This window comes from Streptomyces sp. NBC_00461 (assembly GCF_036013935.1).
Lineage (GTDB): Bacteria > Actinomycetota > Actinomycetes > Streptomycetales > Streptomycetaceae > Streptomyces.
In genome coordinates this window covers 4,566,540-4,579,517 of sequence record NZ_CP107902.1, presented here as the reverse complement: position 1 = coordinate 4,579,517, position 12,978 = coordinate 4,566,540, and the positions used below count along the sequence as shown (strand labels likewise).

Below are 12,978 nucleotides of genomic sequence, written 5' to 3'. Positions count from 1 at the left end.
TTGACTTGAGCGTGGCGACTCACGAAAGCCGCCCTAAGTGTCTGTCAGCGGCCTCAGGTTACCGAGCCGTTCCCGAGTCACCGCACCCGACCCTCCCTTCAGCCCCCGGCATCGCTCGGCAGGGGTAGCCGGGACACTCGTCCGCCATTCACATAAGCCCCTCCGGCATACCCCATCCGGCGGTGCGCAAAATTTCCGTGAAGGAATACGCGAGGACCCCGGAATTGATCACCGCGCGGAACAACGGACCACGTGGACGGGCACCTGTGATCAATTTCGGAATCGACGCGGAAGCGACTCCCGGTACCGAACGGAGTAGCGGAAGTCGCACACTTGGAACCAGACATATGTGGATGTTCGTCCCCTTGGAGGGGCCTCCGGATGTGTGTAACGTACGCGTTTCTCCTCCCCTGGAGAGCCGCTCCGACCTGCGAATACCTTCTTCCGCTCGGGCCGCGCAGCACGTTCCTGTTGCAGTTGTCAAGCCCCGAGATATGCCCTGACCTGCGAAAACGCCATTCAGAACCCGCAGTTTCCGTGTTACTCTGGATAGCCACGGAAGGGGTACCTGTCACATGACGTTCAAGGTTGGCGACACCGTGGTCTATCCCCATCACGGGGCCGCGCTGATCGAGGCTATCGAAACTCGCCAGATCAAAGGCGTGGACAAGACCTACTTGGTGCTGAAGGTCGCCCAGGGTGACCTGACGGTACGTGTGCCAGCGGACAATGCGGAGTTCGTCGGCGTACGTGATGTGGTCGGTCAGGACGGGCTGGACCGGGTCTTCGAGGTACTGCGCGCGCCGTACGCCGAGGAGCCCACGAACTGGTCGCGTCGATACAAGGCAAACCTGGAGAAGCTCGCCTCCGGTGATGTCATCAAGGTCGCGGAAGTGGTGCGTGACCTGTGGCGTCGTGAGCGTGAGCGCGGACTGTCCGCGGGTGAGAAGCGGATGCTTGCCAAGGCCCGCCAGATCCTGGTGAGCGAACTCGCCCTCGCGGAGAACACGAACGAGGACAAGGCCGAGGCCCTGCTCGACGAGGTTCTCGCGTCCTGAACCTGACGCAGGCGTAAGCCCGCTTCAGCACTCAGTACATCGAAATGCCGCGGTGCCCGATGACGTATTTTTGTCGCCGGGCGCTGCGGCATGTTCGTACCCGGGCATGCTTGTCCTCGAACGCCGTGCGTACAACTACGTGCGGGGAGGTTGGGACCCCTGTGTGGCGTGCCGGGCCCGGGCTGCTGGCTCGACCGGTGTCACGGAAGGGTCCGGTCAAGGCGTCGCGCCCGGCACTCCCCAGGCCATACCCACGCAGGGCCGGCACACAAACCTGACAGGAACCGATGTCTGACGATTCGCGTCCTTCGCCCGTCGGAGACCGCACGAAGGCCCGTACGGCCGCCGTGATCCCGGCCGCCGGCCGGGGCGTACGCCTCGGTCCGGGCGCCCCCAAGGCGCTCCGCGCGCTGGGCGGAACCCCCATGCTCATCCACGCGGTGCGCGCCATGGCCGCATCCCGCGCGGTCTCCCTGGTCGTCGTGGTGGCACCGCCCGAGGGTGCCCCCGAGGTCAAGTCGCTGCTCGACGCGCACGCACTGCCCGAGCGGACGGACTTCCTGGTGGTGCCGGGCGGCGAATCACGCCAGGAGTCCGTGAAGCTCGGTCTCGACGCGCTGCCGCCCGACTACGACATCGTGCTGGTGCACGACGCCGCGCGGCCGCTGGTGCCGGTGGACACGGTGGACGCGGTGATCGAGGCCGTACGGGAGGGCGCGCCGGCCGTCGTGCCCGCGCTGCCCCTCGCCGACACCGTCAAGGAGGTCGAGCCGGCGTCGGTGCCGGGTGAGCCGGAGCCGGTGGTGGCCACCCCGGTGCGCGCCCGCCTCCGTGCCGTGCAGACCCCGCAGGGCTTCGACCGGGTCACGCTGATCCGCGCCCACGAAGAGGTCACCGACGACGTCACCGACGACGCCAGCATGGTCGAGAGGCTCGGAAAGACGGTTCTCCTCGTGCCCGGCCACGAAGAGGCCTTCAAGGTCACGCGCCCGCTGGACCTGGTCCTGGCCGAGGCGGTCCTGGCCCGCAGGAGGCTGAACGATGGCTTCTGAGCCGCTTCCGCCGCTGCCCCAGGTCGGTATCGGCACCGACATCCACGCCTTCGAGGAGGGCCGCGAGCTGTGGTGCGCGGGCCTGAAGTGGGAGGGCGAGGGGCCGGGGCTGGCCGGCCACTCCGACGCGGACGTCGTCGCGCACGCCGCGTGCAACGCACTGTTCTCCGCCGCGGGGCTCGGTGACCTCGGGCAGCACTTCGGCACCGGGCGTCCCGAATGGTCCGGCGCGTCCGGCATCACGCTGCTGACGGAGGCCGCCCGGATCGTCCGCGAGGCCGGCTTCCGTATCGGCAACATCGCCGTACAGGTCGTGGGCCCCCGCCCGAAGATCGGCAAGCGCCGCGACGAGGCCCAGAAACTCCTGTCGGAGGCGGCCGGGGCCCCGGTGTCGGTATCGGGAGCGACCACGGACGGCCTGGGCTTTCCGGGTCGCGACGAGGGCCTGATGGCAGTGGCGACCGCATTGGTCGTACGAGTGGGATAAGTGGCCCGACCGGACGGGGGCGCGACAAACAAGGGACTGCTCCACGCACCCCCTTGCGCCCACTACCCTAGGTGTCGTGACTATTCGCCTGTACGACACCAACGCCCGGCAGATCCGTGACTTCGTCCCGCTCGCAGCGGGCTGTGTCTCGATCTACCTCTGTGGTGCCACCGTGCAGGCCGCACCCCACATCGGGCACATCCGCTCGGGCCTCAACTTCGACATCATGCGCCGCTGGTTCGACTACCGCGGCTACGACGTGACCTTCATCAGGAACGTCACGGACATCGACGACAAGATCATCGCGAAGGCGGCCGAGCAGGGCCGCCCGTGGTGGTCGATCGGGTACGAGAACGAGCGCGCGTTCAACGACGGTTACACCGCGCTCGGCTGCCTCCCGCCGACGTACGAGCCGCGGGCCACCGGCCATGTGACCGAGATGGTCGAGATGATGCAGGGCCTCATCGAGCGCGGTCACGCGTACGAGTCGGAGGGGAACGTCTACTTCGACGTGCGCTCCTTCCCGGGCTACCTGGAGCTGTCCCGGCAGGAGCTCGACAACCTCCAGCAACCCGCGAGCGTCGGCGAGACCGGCAAGCGCGACCCGCGCGACTTCGCCATGTGGAAGTCCGCCAAGCCCGGCGAGCCGACCTGGGCGACCCCGTGGGGCCGCGGGCGTCCCGGCTGGCACCTGGAGTGCTCGGCGATGGCGCACAAATACCTCGGCACCGCCTTCGACATCCACGGCGGCGGCCTCGACCTGATCTTCCCGCACCACGAGAACGAGATCGCCCAGGCCAAGGCCTACGGCGACGAGTTCGCCCGGTACTGGGTGCACAACGCCTGGGTGACCATGGCCGGCGACAAGATGTCCAAGTCGCTCGGCAACAGCGTCCTGGTCTCCGAGATGGTCAAGCAGTGGCGCCCCATCGTGCTGCGCTACTACCTCGGTACGCCGCACTACCGCTCGATGATCGAGTACAGCGAGGAGTCGCTGCGCGAGGCCGAGTCGGCGTTCGCGCGGATCGAGGGCTTCGTGCAGCGGGTGGTGGAGAAGGCAGGTGCCGTCGAGCCGTCCGCCGAGGTGCCGCCCGCGTTCGCCGAGGCGATGGACGACGACCTGGGCGTGCCGCAGGCCCTCGCGATCGTGCACACGACCGTCCGGCAGGGGAACTCGGCCCTCGCCGCCGACGACAAGGAAGCCGCTGTGGCCCGCCTCGCCGAGGTGCGCGCCATGCTCGGCGTCCTCGGGCTCGACCCCCTCGACCCGCACTGGGCCGGCGAGACCGACCGCGGCGAGGACCTGCACGGCGTCGTCGACAGCCTCGTACGTCTGGTCCTCGACCAGCGCGAGGCCGCCCGCGCCCGCAAGGACTGGGCCACCGCGGACGCCATCCGCGACCAGCTCAACCAGTCGGGCCTCGACATCGAGGACGGCCCGCAGGGCCCGCGTTGGAGCCTCGGCCCGCGCTGAGCCCAGCAGCTGATCAGAAGATCGATTGTGCCGTCCGGGTCTCCGGGCGGCACACTTCATAGACGTACGAACACACGCTTCACTCCTTCACAGAGCAGACAGGTAGGTCATGGCAGCCAACAACCGCCGCATGTCCGGCAAGAAGGGCGCGCAGGTCGGCAGTGGCGGCCAGCGGCGCAAGGGCCTGGAAGGCAAGGGCCCCACCCCGCCCGCCGAGATGCGCAAGAAGCACAAGGCGAACCGCATCGCGAACGCCAAGGCGAAGCAGGCCGCACGCCGCCCCGCGCCCCGCGGCCGCGGTGGCAAGTCGTCCTCCGAACTGGTCGTCGGCCGCAACCCGGTCGTCGAGGCGCTGCGTGAGGGCGTGCCCGCGAGCACCCTCTACGTCCAGCAGTTCATCGACAACGACGAGCGGGTCCGCGAGGCGCTGCAGCTCGCCGCCGAGCGCGGCGGCATCAACCTCATGGAAGCGCCGCGCCCCGAGCTCGACCGCATGACCAACGGCCTCAACCACCAGGGCCTCGTCCTCCAGGTCCCGCCGTACGAGTACGCCCACCCCGAGGACCTCGCGAACGCCGCCTACGACGAGGGCGAGGACCCGCTGATCGTCGCCCTGGACGGCGTGACCGACCCGCGCAACCTCGGTGCCGTCGTCCGGTCCGTCTCCGCCTTCGGCGGCCACGGCGTCCTCGTACCGGAGCGGCGCGCGGCCGGCATGACCGCCGGTGCCTGGAAGACGTCCGCCGGCGCTGCCGCCCGCACGCCGGTCGCCCGCGCCACCAACCTGACGCGCGCCCTGGAGGCGTACAAGAAGCAGGGCATCGCGATCGTCGGCCTCGCGGCCGACGGAGAGGCCGAGGTCGGCGAGCTGGCGGCCCTGGCGGGCCCGGTCGTCATCGTCGTCGGCAGTGAGGGCAAGGGCCTGTCCCGACTCGTCGGCGAGACCTGCGACTTCCGGGTCCGGATCCCGATGCCGGGTGGGACGGAGTCGCTGAACGCGGGCGTGGCGGCGGGAGTTGTGCTGTACGAGGCGTCGCGTCGGCGCGGCTGAACGCACGTCCGCATCTTCACTCGTACGGGGCAATCTGGCTGTCCAGGACAAGCTTGACGCGATCCGGACACATCCGGCGAGTCAAGGCAGTGTCCTAACCGCACGTCACTCGGTTAGATGAGCGTGGACACCAGAACACCCCGCACACCCACGGGGGACGGCCCGTCGGGATTCGATGACGCTCCCGCGCTGAGCATGGTGAAGGTGCCGAGCGATCCAGCGCAGGTCATCGTCAATCATGCGAGCTTCCGCGTGATGCTGGGCGCCTCGACGCGCACCCAGTCGCCGCGGATCGCACGGCATTTGAGCGCCACCCAGGACGGCGCCCGGGTACCCGTCGGCGCCGCCGCGGGCAGAGCGGGGGCGGCCGTGGGCGCCCGGCGTCGGCCCGTCGTCTGGAGCGGCAGGTCCGCCCCCGACGACACGGGCGCGCACCGCCTGCTCCAGGCCGTACGGGGCGGCAGCGTCCGGCACGGCGAGGAATCCTCCGCCGATGCCGGAGCCACCCAGGTCATCCCCCGCGTCGAGGCCGGCGACTACGACAAGGTCTACGACGAGCTGGAGCAGACCGTCGAGACCCGGGTCGTCGGCGCCCAGCGCAGCTACCACGACGACACCGGCGGCACCCGCCTGCTCCCCCACATGCGCACCGTCGGCAGCGCATACGAGGAGGAACAGGCTTACGGCGCCGAGGAGTTCGAGGACTTCGACGACTCGGAAGAGGCGGACGACGACACCGGCCGGCCGGCCAAGCGCCACGGCGACGACCCGGCGCGGCACGCGTACTACCCCGGCCGCCGGATGAACCTCGGCGTCGTCCTGCTCCCCCTCCGCATCTTCCTCGGCTTCATCTCCATCTACGCCGGCATGGGCAAGCTGTGCGACCCCGTCTACTTCGACGGCGGCAAGCGCGGCTCCATGGTCAAGTGGCTCAACACCCTGCACCCGTGGGAAGTCGCCGAGCCGCTGCGCCAGTTCGCCCTCCAGCACCCTGTCGGCTCCGGCCTAGTCATCGCCTTCGCACAGGTCGTCGTAGGCGTCCTCACGGTCCTCGGCTGCTGGCAGCGCGTCGCCGCCGTCTTCGGCGCCCTGCTCTCCGCCGCGCTCATCGTCACCGTCAGCTGGAAGACCGTTCCCGCCTATGACGCCCCCGACATCATCTACCTCGCCGCCTGGTCACCGCTGATCATCGCCGGCGCCCCCGTCTACTCCGTCGACGGCCGCCTCGCGGGCGGCGCCTGGCGGCGCCTCGGTCCCGGCTCCGACATCTGGGAGCTGCGCCGCTACGTCCTGCGCCGCGGCGCCCTCGTCACGGCGATCGTGACGGGCATCACGCTGCTCGTCGGCTCGCTGCTCGGCGGTGCGGTCCGCGACGCCGACCGCGTGATCGTCCCCGGGCCCGGCGAGGCTCCGCGCAACGAACTGCCGGGCTCTCCGCTCCCGCAGAAGCCGAACAAGCGGCACAGCCAGTCGCCGTCGGCCTCGAACGCACCCACCCAGGGCGCCACCGCCGGTTCCACTCCGTCCGGCGCGGCGACGACGCCGGGTGCCACCGCGACCGGCGGCGCGCCCAGTCAGACCCAGGGCACGGCGGGCCAGACCCCGCCCCAGCAGTCCTCCCCGACCGGCGGTGCCCCCAGCACCAGCGCCGGCCCCACCTCGGGCGGCGCCACAGGCGGCACCGGCTCAACCGGCGGCACCGGCTCCGGAGGCTCATCCTCCGGCGACTCGGGCCTGGTAGGCGGCCTCTTGGGCTAGCCAAGCCACCCAACGAAAGGGGCCCCACACCACAAAGGTGCGGGGCCCCTTCAACGCCCAGCGCCGCAACGCCCCGCAAGGGGCGCGGGGAACTGCGCGATCAGCCCCCACCGGGCCGCAGCCGCATGACGATCCTCTTGCCGGGCCGGCCGCACCCGATAGGAAGGGGCCCCGCACGACCAATGTGCGGGGCCCTTTCGACATACGCCGCCGCAATGCCCCGCAAGGGGCGCGGGGAACTGCGCGATCAGCCCCCACTAACCAGGCAGCCAAAAACCGCCCGCCCCCCAAGCCCTCACCGCCCCAGAGCGGCCAGCTCCTTCGCCGCTTCGGTCAGATCCTTCGCCGTGTCGATGGCACGCCAGTAGGAGCCCTGAGGGAGCGGGAAACCGGCAAGGCGCCGCTCACGGGCCAGATGCGGGAACGTCGTACGCTCGTGATCGCCGCGCTCCGGGAGCAGACCGGCGAACTCGGGGGAGAAGACGTACACCCCCGCGTTGATCTCGAACGTCGACGGCGGCGCCTCTATGAAGTCCGTGATGTGCCCGAAGCCGTCCGTCTGCACGGCGCCCCAGGGGATGCGCGGGCGGGCCAGGGCCAGCGTCGCCACCGCGTCGCGCTCCGCGTGGAAGTCCGCCATGTCGCGCAGCGAGAAGCGGGTCCAGATGTCGCCGTTGGTGGCGTACCAGGGCCGGTCCGGGTGCGGGAGATGCGCGGCGGCGTACTTCAACCCGCCACCACGCCCGAGCGGTTCCGTCTCCACGACCGTGGTGACCTTCACCGGCAGGTCGGACGACTTCAGCCAGTCCTGCAGGACCTCGGCGAGATGGCCGCAGCTGACCACCACGTCCGTGACGCCCTCGTCGGCCAGCCAGACAAGCTGATGGCCGATGATCGGAGTCCCCGTCCCGGGGATCTCGACCATCGGCTTGGGCCGGTCGTCGGTGTAGGGACGCAGCCGGGAGCCCTGGCCACCGGCCAGGACGACGGCTTGAACGGGGCGGGAAGCGGCGTTCGGATCGGTCATGACCGAACTGTACGGCGCTGCCCGCCCACGGCCGGAGCCGGCAACCGTTCCTTAATCAGCCGTTACCCTCCTCCGAACCATCGGCGGTGGAGGAGGGGCGGGTCTCAGATGTGCGCGGTCGCGACGCCCGAGGCGAACGACGTGTCGCAGACCGGGCGGGCGTAGGACTGGGCGCGCGTCGGGCCGTACACGCGGACGGCGGCGCGGCCCACGGCGCGGGCGATGGACGCGCAGTGCTTGGCGAGTGACGGGCGTTGGTTCACCGCCTGCTGGAGGTGCGTGAGCACCACGCCCGGGTCGTTCTCCTGGAGCTCGGCCAGGAGCTTGTCGCGCAGCACGTCCTGCGGGGCGCGGTGGAGCGCCTTGGCGTCCGAGGTGATGTCGGAGGCGTCAGAGGCGGTCAGGACCGAGTTCGAGGGGTTCCCCGTCCAGTTCACTCGGGTGACCGCGAGGGTCCCGGAAAGCACCAGGACGACGGGCAGGACAAGGGCGAGCGAGCGGCCGATCCGGCGGGCGGGGCCCCGGCCACGTCGCGTCTGTTCGTTAGTGGAGTGCTTCACCCGAGTGAGAGTAGCGCCCGGTGATGATTTGGCGACATTTAGTCACCGGTTCGGGGGATGAAGAGGTGACTCGGATGGGGTACGAGGTTGACGCACGCTGCTCGAAATGACCGATCTGTCGGGGTATTTGTCGACATGGAAAAGGGCCCCGCAGTGGTTTACGGGGCCCTCTTCGTCAACCTGGGTGAATTACCCGGGATGGGCGTTTCGGGAGTTGCCGGTCGGCCAACTGGCCTCAGTCGGTGAGGCGCTCGCCCGTGGAGGTCGAGAACACGTGGGTCTCGCCCGGGCGCGGCACGACGTGCAGCGTGGCGCCCTTCTCCGGCACCCGGCGGCCCTCGACGCGGACGACCAGGTCCTTCGTCTCGCCGCCGACCTCGGCGGTGCCGTAGACGTAACCGTCGGCGCCGAGCTCCTCGACGACGTTGACGGAGACCGCGAGACCGGCCGGCTTGTCCTCGGTGTCCTTCGTCAGGGACGCGGCGACACCGCCGCCGTTCTCCTCGACGATGTCGAAGTGCTCGGGGCGGACACCCACGGTGACCGTGCGGTCGCCCTTGTCGGTGGCGGCCTTCAGCGCGTCACGGTTGACCGGGACGACGCTGTTGCCGAACTTCACACCGCCGTCGGTGATCGGCACCTCGACCAGGTTCATGGCCGGGGAGCCGATGAAGCCGGCGACGAAGAGGTTGGCCGGGCGGTCGTACATGTTGCGCGGGGAGTCGACCTGCTGGAGCAGACCGTCCTTGAGTACGGCCACACGGTCGCCCATCGTCATGGCCTCGACCTGGTCGTGGGTGACGTAGACGGTGGTGATGCCGAGACGGCGCTGCAGCGACGCGATCTGCGTACGGGTGGACACGCGGAGCTTGGCGTCCAGGTTGGACAGCGGCTCGTCCATGAGGAAGACCTGCGGCTCACGCACGATGGCGCGACCCATGGCGACACGCTGGCGCTGACCACCGGAGAGCGCCTTCGGCTTGCGGTCCAGGTAGTCGCTCAGGTCGAGGATCTTCGCGGCCTCTTCGACCTTCTTGCGGATCTCCGCCTTGTTGACGCCGGCGATCTTGAGCGCGAAGCCCATGTTGTCGGCGACGGTCATGTGCGGGTACAGCGCGTAGTTCTGGAACACCATGGCGATGTCCCGGTCCTTCGGCGGCAGGTGCGTGACGTCGCGGTCACCGATGCGGATGGCGCCGCCGTTCACGTCCTCGAGCCCCGCGAGCATGCGGAGCGAGGTGGACTTGCCGCAGCCGGACGGACCGACGAGGACGAGGAACTCGCCGTCCCCGACCTCGATCTCCAGACCATCGACGGCGGGCTTCTCGGTGCCCGGGTAGATCCGGGTCGCCTTGTCGAACGAAACAGTGGCCATGATGAAGGGCCCCCTTCTACCGGCAGGAACGTGCCGGACGATCCGTTGTAGGAAGGTGGTGGTGTAGTCCACGAGAGTGAACTGGCTCAGGACGGTACCTGGCGTTTGCCCGATCTGTCAGTAGCTTCGGGCCTGTGAACTTCGCGGAAATTTTCGACAGGGGGCCTCTGGGACCTGGGTACACTGCACGGGCACGTACGTGACGCACGTGCGTAGGCCTCCTTAGCTCAGCTGGTCAGAGCGCCGCTCTTGTAAAGCGAAGGTCGTCGGTTCGAATCCGACAGGGGGCTCGTCGAACAGCAGGCCCCGCCCGCGTCACCGCCGGCGGGGCCTGCTGTGTTTGTCGGTCATCCGGCGAGACCGTGTGCCGCGAGTTCCGTGGCGCGTTGTTCGCGGGCCACGGTGAGGATGACGTCCCGCAGCCGCTCGACGTAGAGCTGCATGTTCTTGTACGCGATGTCGGTGTCGGGGTAGCGGCAGGTGAACCACAGGCCCTCGTGGAGCCGGTTCAGCCAGACGCAGACCTGGTCGCCGTACGACACCCTGACGAGTCCGTAGGCCGAAAGCTCGTCCCAGCGCTCCGCCCCGGCGATCCCGCGGGCGTCCACGAACGAGACGATCGAGTACAGGTCGGGCGAGGTCGGCCGGAAGTCCGCACCGAGCAGGCGCAGTACCCGGGCCAGCGGCATGCGGGCCAGCGACCGGTTGGCCTGCAGTTCGGCGCGCACGACCTTCAGGGCGGCGGTGAAGTCGGGCGCCTGGTCGATGGCGACCTCGACGGGTGCGCCGCCGACGTACCAGCCCACGGAGTTGGACCACTTGGACTTCACTCGGGTGTGGAAGGGAACGACGGCCCGGTAGACGGGCTGTCCGCCGATCTCGTGGACGATGAGGCTGGTGGCGGCCAGGACTCCGACGAGGCTGCCGCCGAAGGGCCGGCAGTACGCCTCGAACGCGGCGGCGGCGTCCGCGTCGACGAGCATCTCGCGCATCAGCTTCTGCGTGGGCAGTGGCCCACCGGGCTCAAGGCCCAGTTCGACGGGGAAGTTGGGCAGTTTGCCGTTGCAGCGCTGGATGAACTCCCGCCAGCGGGCGACGATCGCGTGGGTGCCGTCGATCCGGTCGGCGTCCGCGCGCTCGATCTCGCAGAAGTCGACGTAGCTGCCGACCGGCGGCTCCTCCACGGGACGGCCCTCGACTGCTGCCGCGTAGAGCTCGTGGATCTCGGCCGGGATGCGTTGGATGGAGTAGGCGTCGACGTTGCTGTGGTCGAAGCCAACGTACACGCTGGTGCTGTCGTCCCTGATGACCGCCGCGTAGAGGAAGTTGGGCCAGCTCAGCGCGTTCGCGGCGGCGTCGAAGCGGTCCTGGAGGCGCTGGACCAGCGCGTCCGCGTCGGGGAAGTCGCCGACCTCCTCACGCTGCAGCGACACCGCCTCGGGGGCGAGGGTGAAGCGGTGCATGTCGTCGCCCGCCCAGCGGAATCCGCTGCGCAGCGTCTCGTGCCGCAGGGTCCAGCCACGCAGTGCGACCTCCAGCGCGTCGAGGTCGACAGCGCCCGGGATGTCGAAGGCGGTACCGAGCCAGGTTGGCACGAACAGACCGTCCTCCCGCACGGATCGGGCGGTCCTGATGTGCCCTTCCTGGACGTACGCCGGCGGGCGGGGGTCGGCCGGAAGGTCCGCGGCGGCCGCGATCGTCGCCGGACTGAGCGCCCACTCGACAAGCCGTCCGGGCCGGACCTCGCAACGCTGGATGTCGGTCATTCGCACGGGCGTCTCCGTTCGCAGTTGGAGCCCGGATCGGGCGGACCCGATCAAGGGAATGCCGCGACCGCGAAAGGAGATACCCGGAACATGATGTGTTCCCACTTTTGAGTGGATTGAGTGATCGGCGGATGTGAGCCAATCGGTCTGCCGGACATCCTGTGGCGCCGATTCAGGCTTTTCAGCATACGAACAGGTCGTGCCTGAAAGCGCGGTGAGTCTTCATGCCCTCATGTCCCCGCTTGGACACGGGATTTCCGGGAGTGCGGAATACCGTGTTGTAACTGATAGTGTTCGTGCAGTCACAGTAGGCAATCCGCCTCGACATCCAGGCAATGAAGGACCGAGGGTTCCATGCGCAAGCTTCAACAGGCCATGATCGCAGCGGCAGTGGCGGCCGGCGGGCTGTCCGCCATCGGTGCCGGTGCGGGTACCGCCTACGCCCACGACCACGGCCACGACAGTGTGCCGAAGGTGGCCGAGCACTACCGCCCCTACCAGGAGTGCAGCCCGCAGACGGTGGCCGAGGGCGACCTGCCGATCGGCGTACTGGGTCTCTCCGAGACCTTCGACACCACTTGCGGCCAGTTCAACAACGCCTTCACTGGCTGAAGTCGGCGGCCAGGTCCTGCGCGACGCCTTCCGCGGGCCCCTCGGGGGTCACCCCCCGAAGGGGCCCGTTGACGTGTGGCGGCGCGGAGCGAGAGGCCGCTCGTCTGACCCGTATGCGCCTACGACGGCTCTGAGATTCGGTGCATCGATCAGGTCAGCCCTTCACTTTCCGACATTCCCAGGGAACAAAGGAAACGGATCCATGTTCAGTAGGAAGAAGATCGCGGCCGTCTCGGGGCTTCTCTGTGGCCTCGCGGTGACCGGTGTCGGTGTCACCCAGGCCCACGCTGCGGCGGACCCGGGCGCCTGCTCCGTCAGCCTCTCCGGCGACGTCACTTGCGTCCAGCGGGTCACCGGCGAAATGCCCGAAGGCGGAGGCTTCACCATCCGCAAGGCGTCGACCTGTACGCCGGTGAAGCCCATGCAGCTGCCTGTCATCCCCCTTCTGAACAACGGGTCCACGCGGATCGGTCCCGAGGTGACCTGCAACCCCGGCGCGACCCCGGTGGCCGACCAGGCCGACCAGGCCGATAAGGGCGAAGGCGGATTCGAGCTGCCTGGCGGCCTGCTGAGCTGATCCTCGGGGGGCGGATTTCCGACGCCTTCCTCAACTTCCAAGCGGCGGACGGCCGGACCGGGGTGACCTGGACCGGCCGTCCGCTGTTTTGGTGTGCGCGCGAGCAGCGACGCGTCGGCGGGCAAATGGGTGACTGCCTTTCGGGGCCCGTGACTTGGCCTGGGGGAAGCGTCGTTTCCAC

Annotated in this window: 12 protein-coding genes and 1 tRNA gene; 9 read left to right on the top strand and 4 right to left on the bottom strand. The window is 69.1% G+C overall.

Annotation, left to right across the window (positions count from 1 at the left end):
* Positions 1-575 precede the first annotated feature (575 nt).
* The 6 genes from OG870_RS21365 (at position 576) to OG870_RS21340 (ending at position 6,880) form a co-directional block, all read left to right on the top strand.
* A complete protein-coding gene (locus OG870_RS21365; RefSeq protein ID WP_003953493.1) occupies positions 576-1,058 on the top strand; it encodes a CarD family transcriptional regulator in 483 nt (160 codons plus the stop codon).
* A 287-nt stretch (positions 1,059-1,345) separates the two neighbouring features.
* The gene (gene ispD / locus OG870_RS21360; RefSeq protein ID WP_266516837.1) at positions 1,346-2,110 is read left to right on the top strand and encodes a 2-C-methyl-D-erythritol 4-phosphate cytidylyltransferase; all 765 of its coding nucleotides are present in this window, start codon (positions 1,346-1,348) and stop codon (positions 2,108-2,110) included.
* Complete coding sequence (ispF, locus tag OG870_RS21355) at positions 2,100-2,597, top strand: 2-C-methyl-D-erythritol 2,4-cyclodiphosphate synthase (RefSeq protein WP_266516834.1); 498 nt, start codon at positions 2,100-2,102, stop codon at positions 2,595-2,597. Before ispD ends, ispF begins: the two co-directional genes overlap by 11 nt.
* 76 nt (positions 2,598-2,673) lie before the next feature.
* Positions 2,674-4,071, top strand: a complete 1,398-nt coding sequence (gene cysS, locus OG870_RS21350; RefSeq protein ID WP_266516831.1) for a cysteine--tRNA ligase — start codon at positions 2,674-2,676, stop codon at positions 4,069-4,071.
* Positions 4,072-4,180: 109 nt separating this feature from the next.
* Entirely contained in the window at positions 4,181-5,122 is a 942-nt protein-coding gene (rlmB, locus tag OG870_RS21345; protein ID WP_266516828.1) for a 23S rRNA (guanosine(2251)-2'-O)-methyltransferase RlmB, read from the top strand.
* 117 nt (positions 5,123-5,239) lie between these two features.
* Positions 5,240-6,880: a DoxX family membrane protein gene (locus OG870_RS21340; protein WP_266583516.1), complete on the top strand. Its 1,641-nt coding sequence runs from the start codon at positions 5,240-5,242 to the stop codon at positions 6,878-6,880.
* 295 nt (positions 6,881-7,175) lie between these two features.
* On the opposite strand, the gene OG870_RS21335 is transcribed toward OG870_RS21340, so the two are convergent.
* From OG870_RS21335 to OG870_RS21325, 3 genes are all read right to left on the bottom strand, one after another.
* Positions 7,176-7,907 (bottom strand): nucleotidyltransferase family protein, encoded by a 732-nt coding sequence (locus tag OG870_RS21335; RefSeq protein WP_266516822.1) that lies wholly within the window; start codon positions 7,905-7,907, stop codon positions 7,176-7,178.
* Positions 7,908-8,011: 104 nt separating this feature from the next.
* Positions 8,012-8,467 carry a hypothetical protein gene (locus OG870_RS21330; RefSeq protein WP_266516819.1) on the bottom strand — a complete coding sequence of 152 codons (456 nt, stop codon included), beginning with the start codon at positions 8,465-8,467 and terminating at the stop codon, positions 8,012-8,014.
* Positions 8,468-8,702: 235 nt separating this feature from the next.
* Entirely contained in the window at positions 8,703-9,842 is a 1,140-nt protein-coding gene (locus tag OG870_RS21325) for an ABC transporter ATP-binding protein (RefSeq protein ID WP_266516816.1), read from the bottom strand.
* 216 nt (positions 9,843-10,058) lie between these two features.
* Between OG870_RS21325 and OG870_RS21320 the strand changes: the two genes are divergently transcribed.
* Positions 10,059-10,132 (top strand) — tRNA-Thr (locus tag OG870_RS21320).
* 57 nt (positions 10,133-10,189) lie between these two features.
* Here OG870_RS21320 and OG870_RS21315 read toward each other — a convergent pair.
* On the bottom strand, positions 10,190-11,614 hold the full coding sequence (locus OG870_RS21315; protein WP_266516814.1) for a condensation domain-containing protein: 1,425 nt from the start codon (positions 11,612-11,614) through the stop codon (positions 10,190-10,192).
* Positions 11,615-11,962: 348 nt separating this feature from the next.
* Between OG870_RS21315 and OG870_RS21310 the strand changes: the two genes are divergently transcribed.
* Together OG870_RS21310 and OG870_RS21305 are read left to right on the top strand one after the other, a co-directional pair.
* Positions 11,963-12,220 carry a hypothetical protein gene (locus OG870_RS21310; protein WP_266516811.1) on the top strand — a complete coding sequence of 86 codons (258 nt, stop codon included), beginning with the start codon at positions 11,963-11,965 and terminating at the stop codon, positions 12,218-12,220.
* A 202-nt stretch (positions 12,221-12,422) separates the two neighbouring features.
* On the top strand, positions 12,423-12,797 hold the full coding sequence (locus OG870_RS21305) for a hypothetical protein (protein WP_266516809.1): 375 nt from the start codon (positions 12,423-12,425) through the stop codon (positions 12,795-12,797).
* The last annotated feature ends 181 nt before the right edge of the window (positions 12,798-12,978 follow it).

Bases quoted from the DNA above. Each gene is read 5' to 3' on its own strand.
- OG870_RS21365 (WP_003953493.1), top strand. From the start codon at position 576: ATGACGTTCAAGGTTGGCGACACCGTGGTCTATCCCCATCACGGGGCC.
- OG870_RS21340 (WP_266583516.1), top strand. From the start codon at position 5,240: ATGAGCGTGGACACCAGAACACCCCGCACACCCACGGGGGACGGCCCG.
- OG870_RS21335 (WP_266516822.1), bottom strand. From the start codon at position 7,907: ATGACCGATCCGAACGCCGCTTCCCGCCCCGTTCAAGCCGTCGTCCTG.
- OG870_RS21305 (WP_266516809.1), top strand. From the start codon at position 12,423: ATGTTCAGTAGGAAGAAGATCGCGGCCGTCTCGGGGCTTCTCTGTGGC.
- ispD (WP_266516837.1), top strand. From the start codon at position 1,346: ATGTCTGACGATTCGCGTCCTTCGCCCGTCGGAGACCGCACGAAGGCC.
- OG870_RS21310 (WP_266516811.1), top strand. From the start codon at position 11,963: ATGCGCAAGCTTCAACAGGCCATGATCGCAGCGGCAGTGGCGGCCGGC.
- rlmB (WP_266516828.1), top strand. From the start codon at position 4,181: ATGGCAGCCAACAACCGCCGCATGTCCGGCAAGAAGGGCGCGCAGGTC.
- ispF (WP_266516834.1), top strand. From the start codon at position 2,100: ATGGCTTCTGAGCCGCTTCCGCCGCTGCCCCAGGTCGGTATCGGCACC.
- OG870_RS21325 (WP_266516816.1), bottom strand. From the start codon at position 9,842: ATGGCCACTGTTTCGTTCGACAAGGCGACCCGGATCTACCCGGGCACC.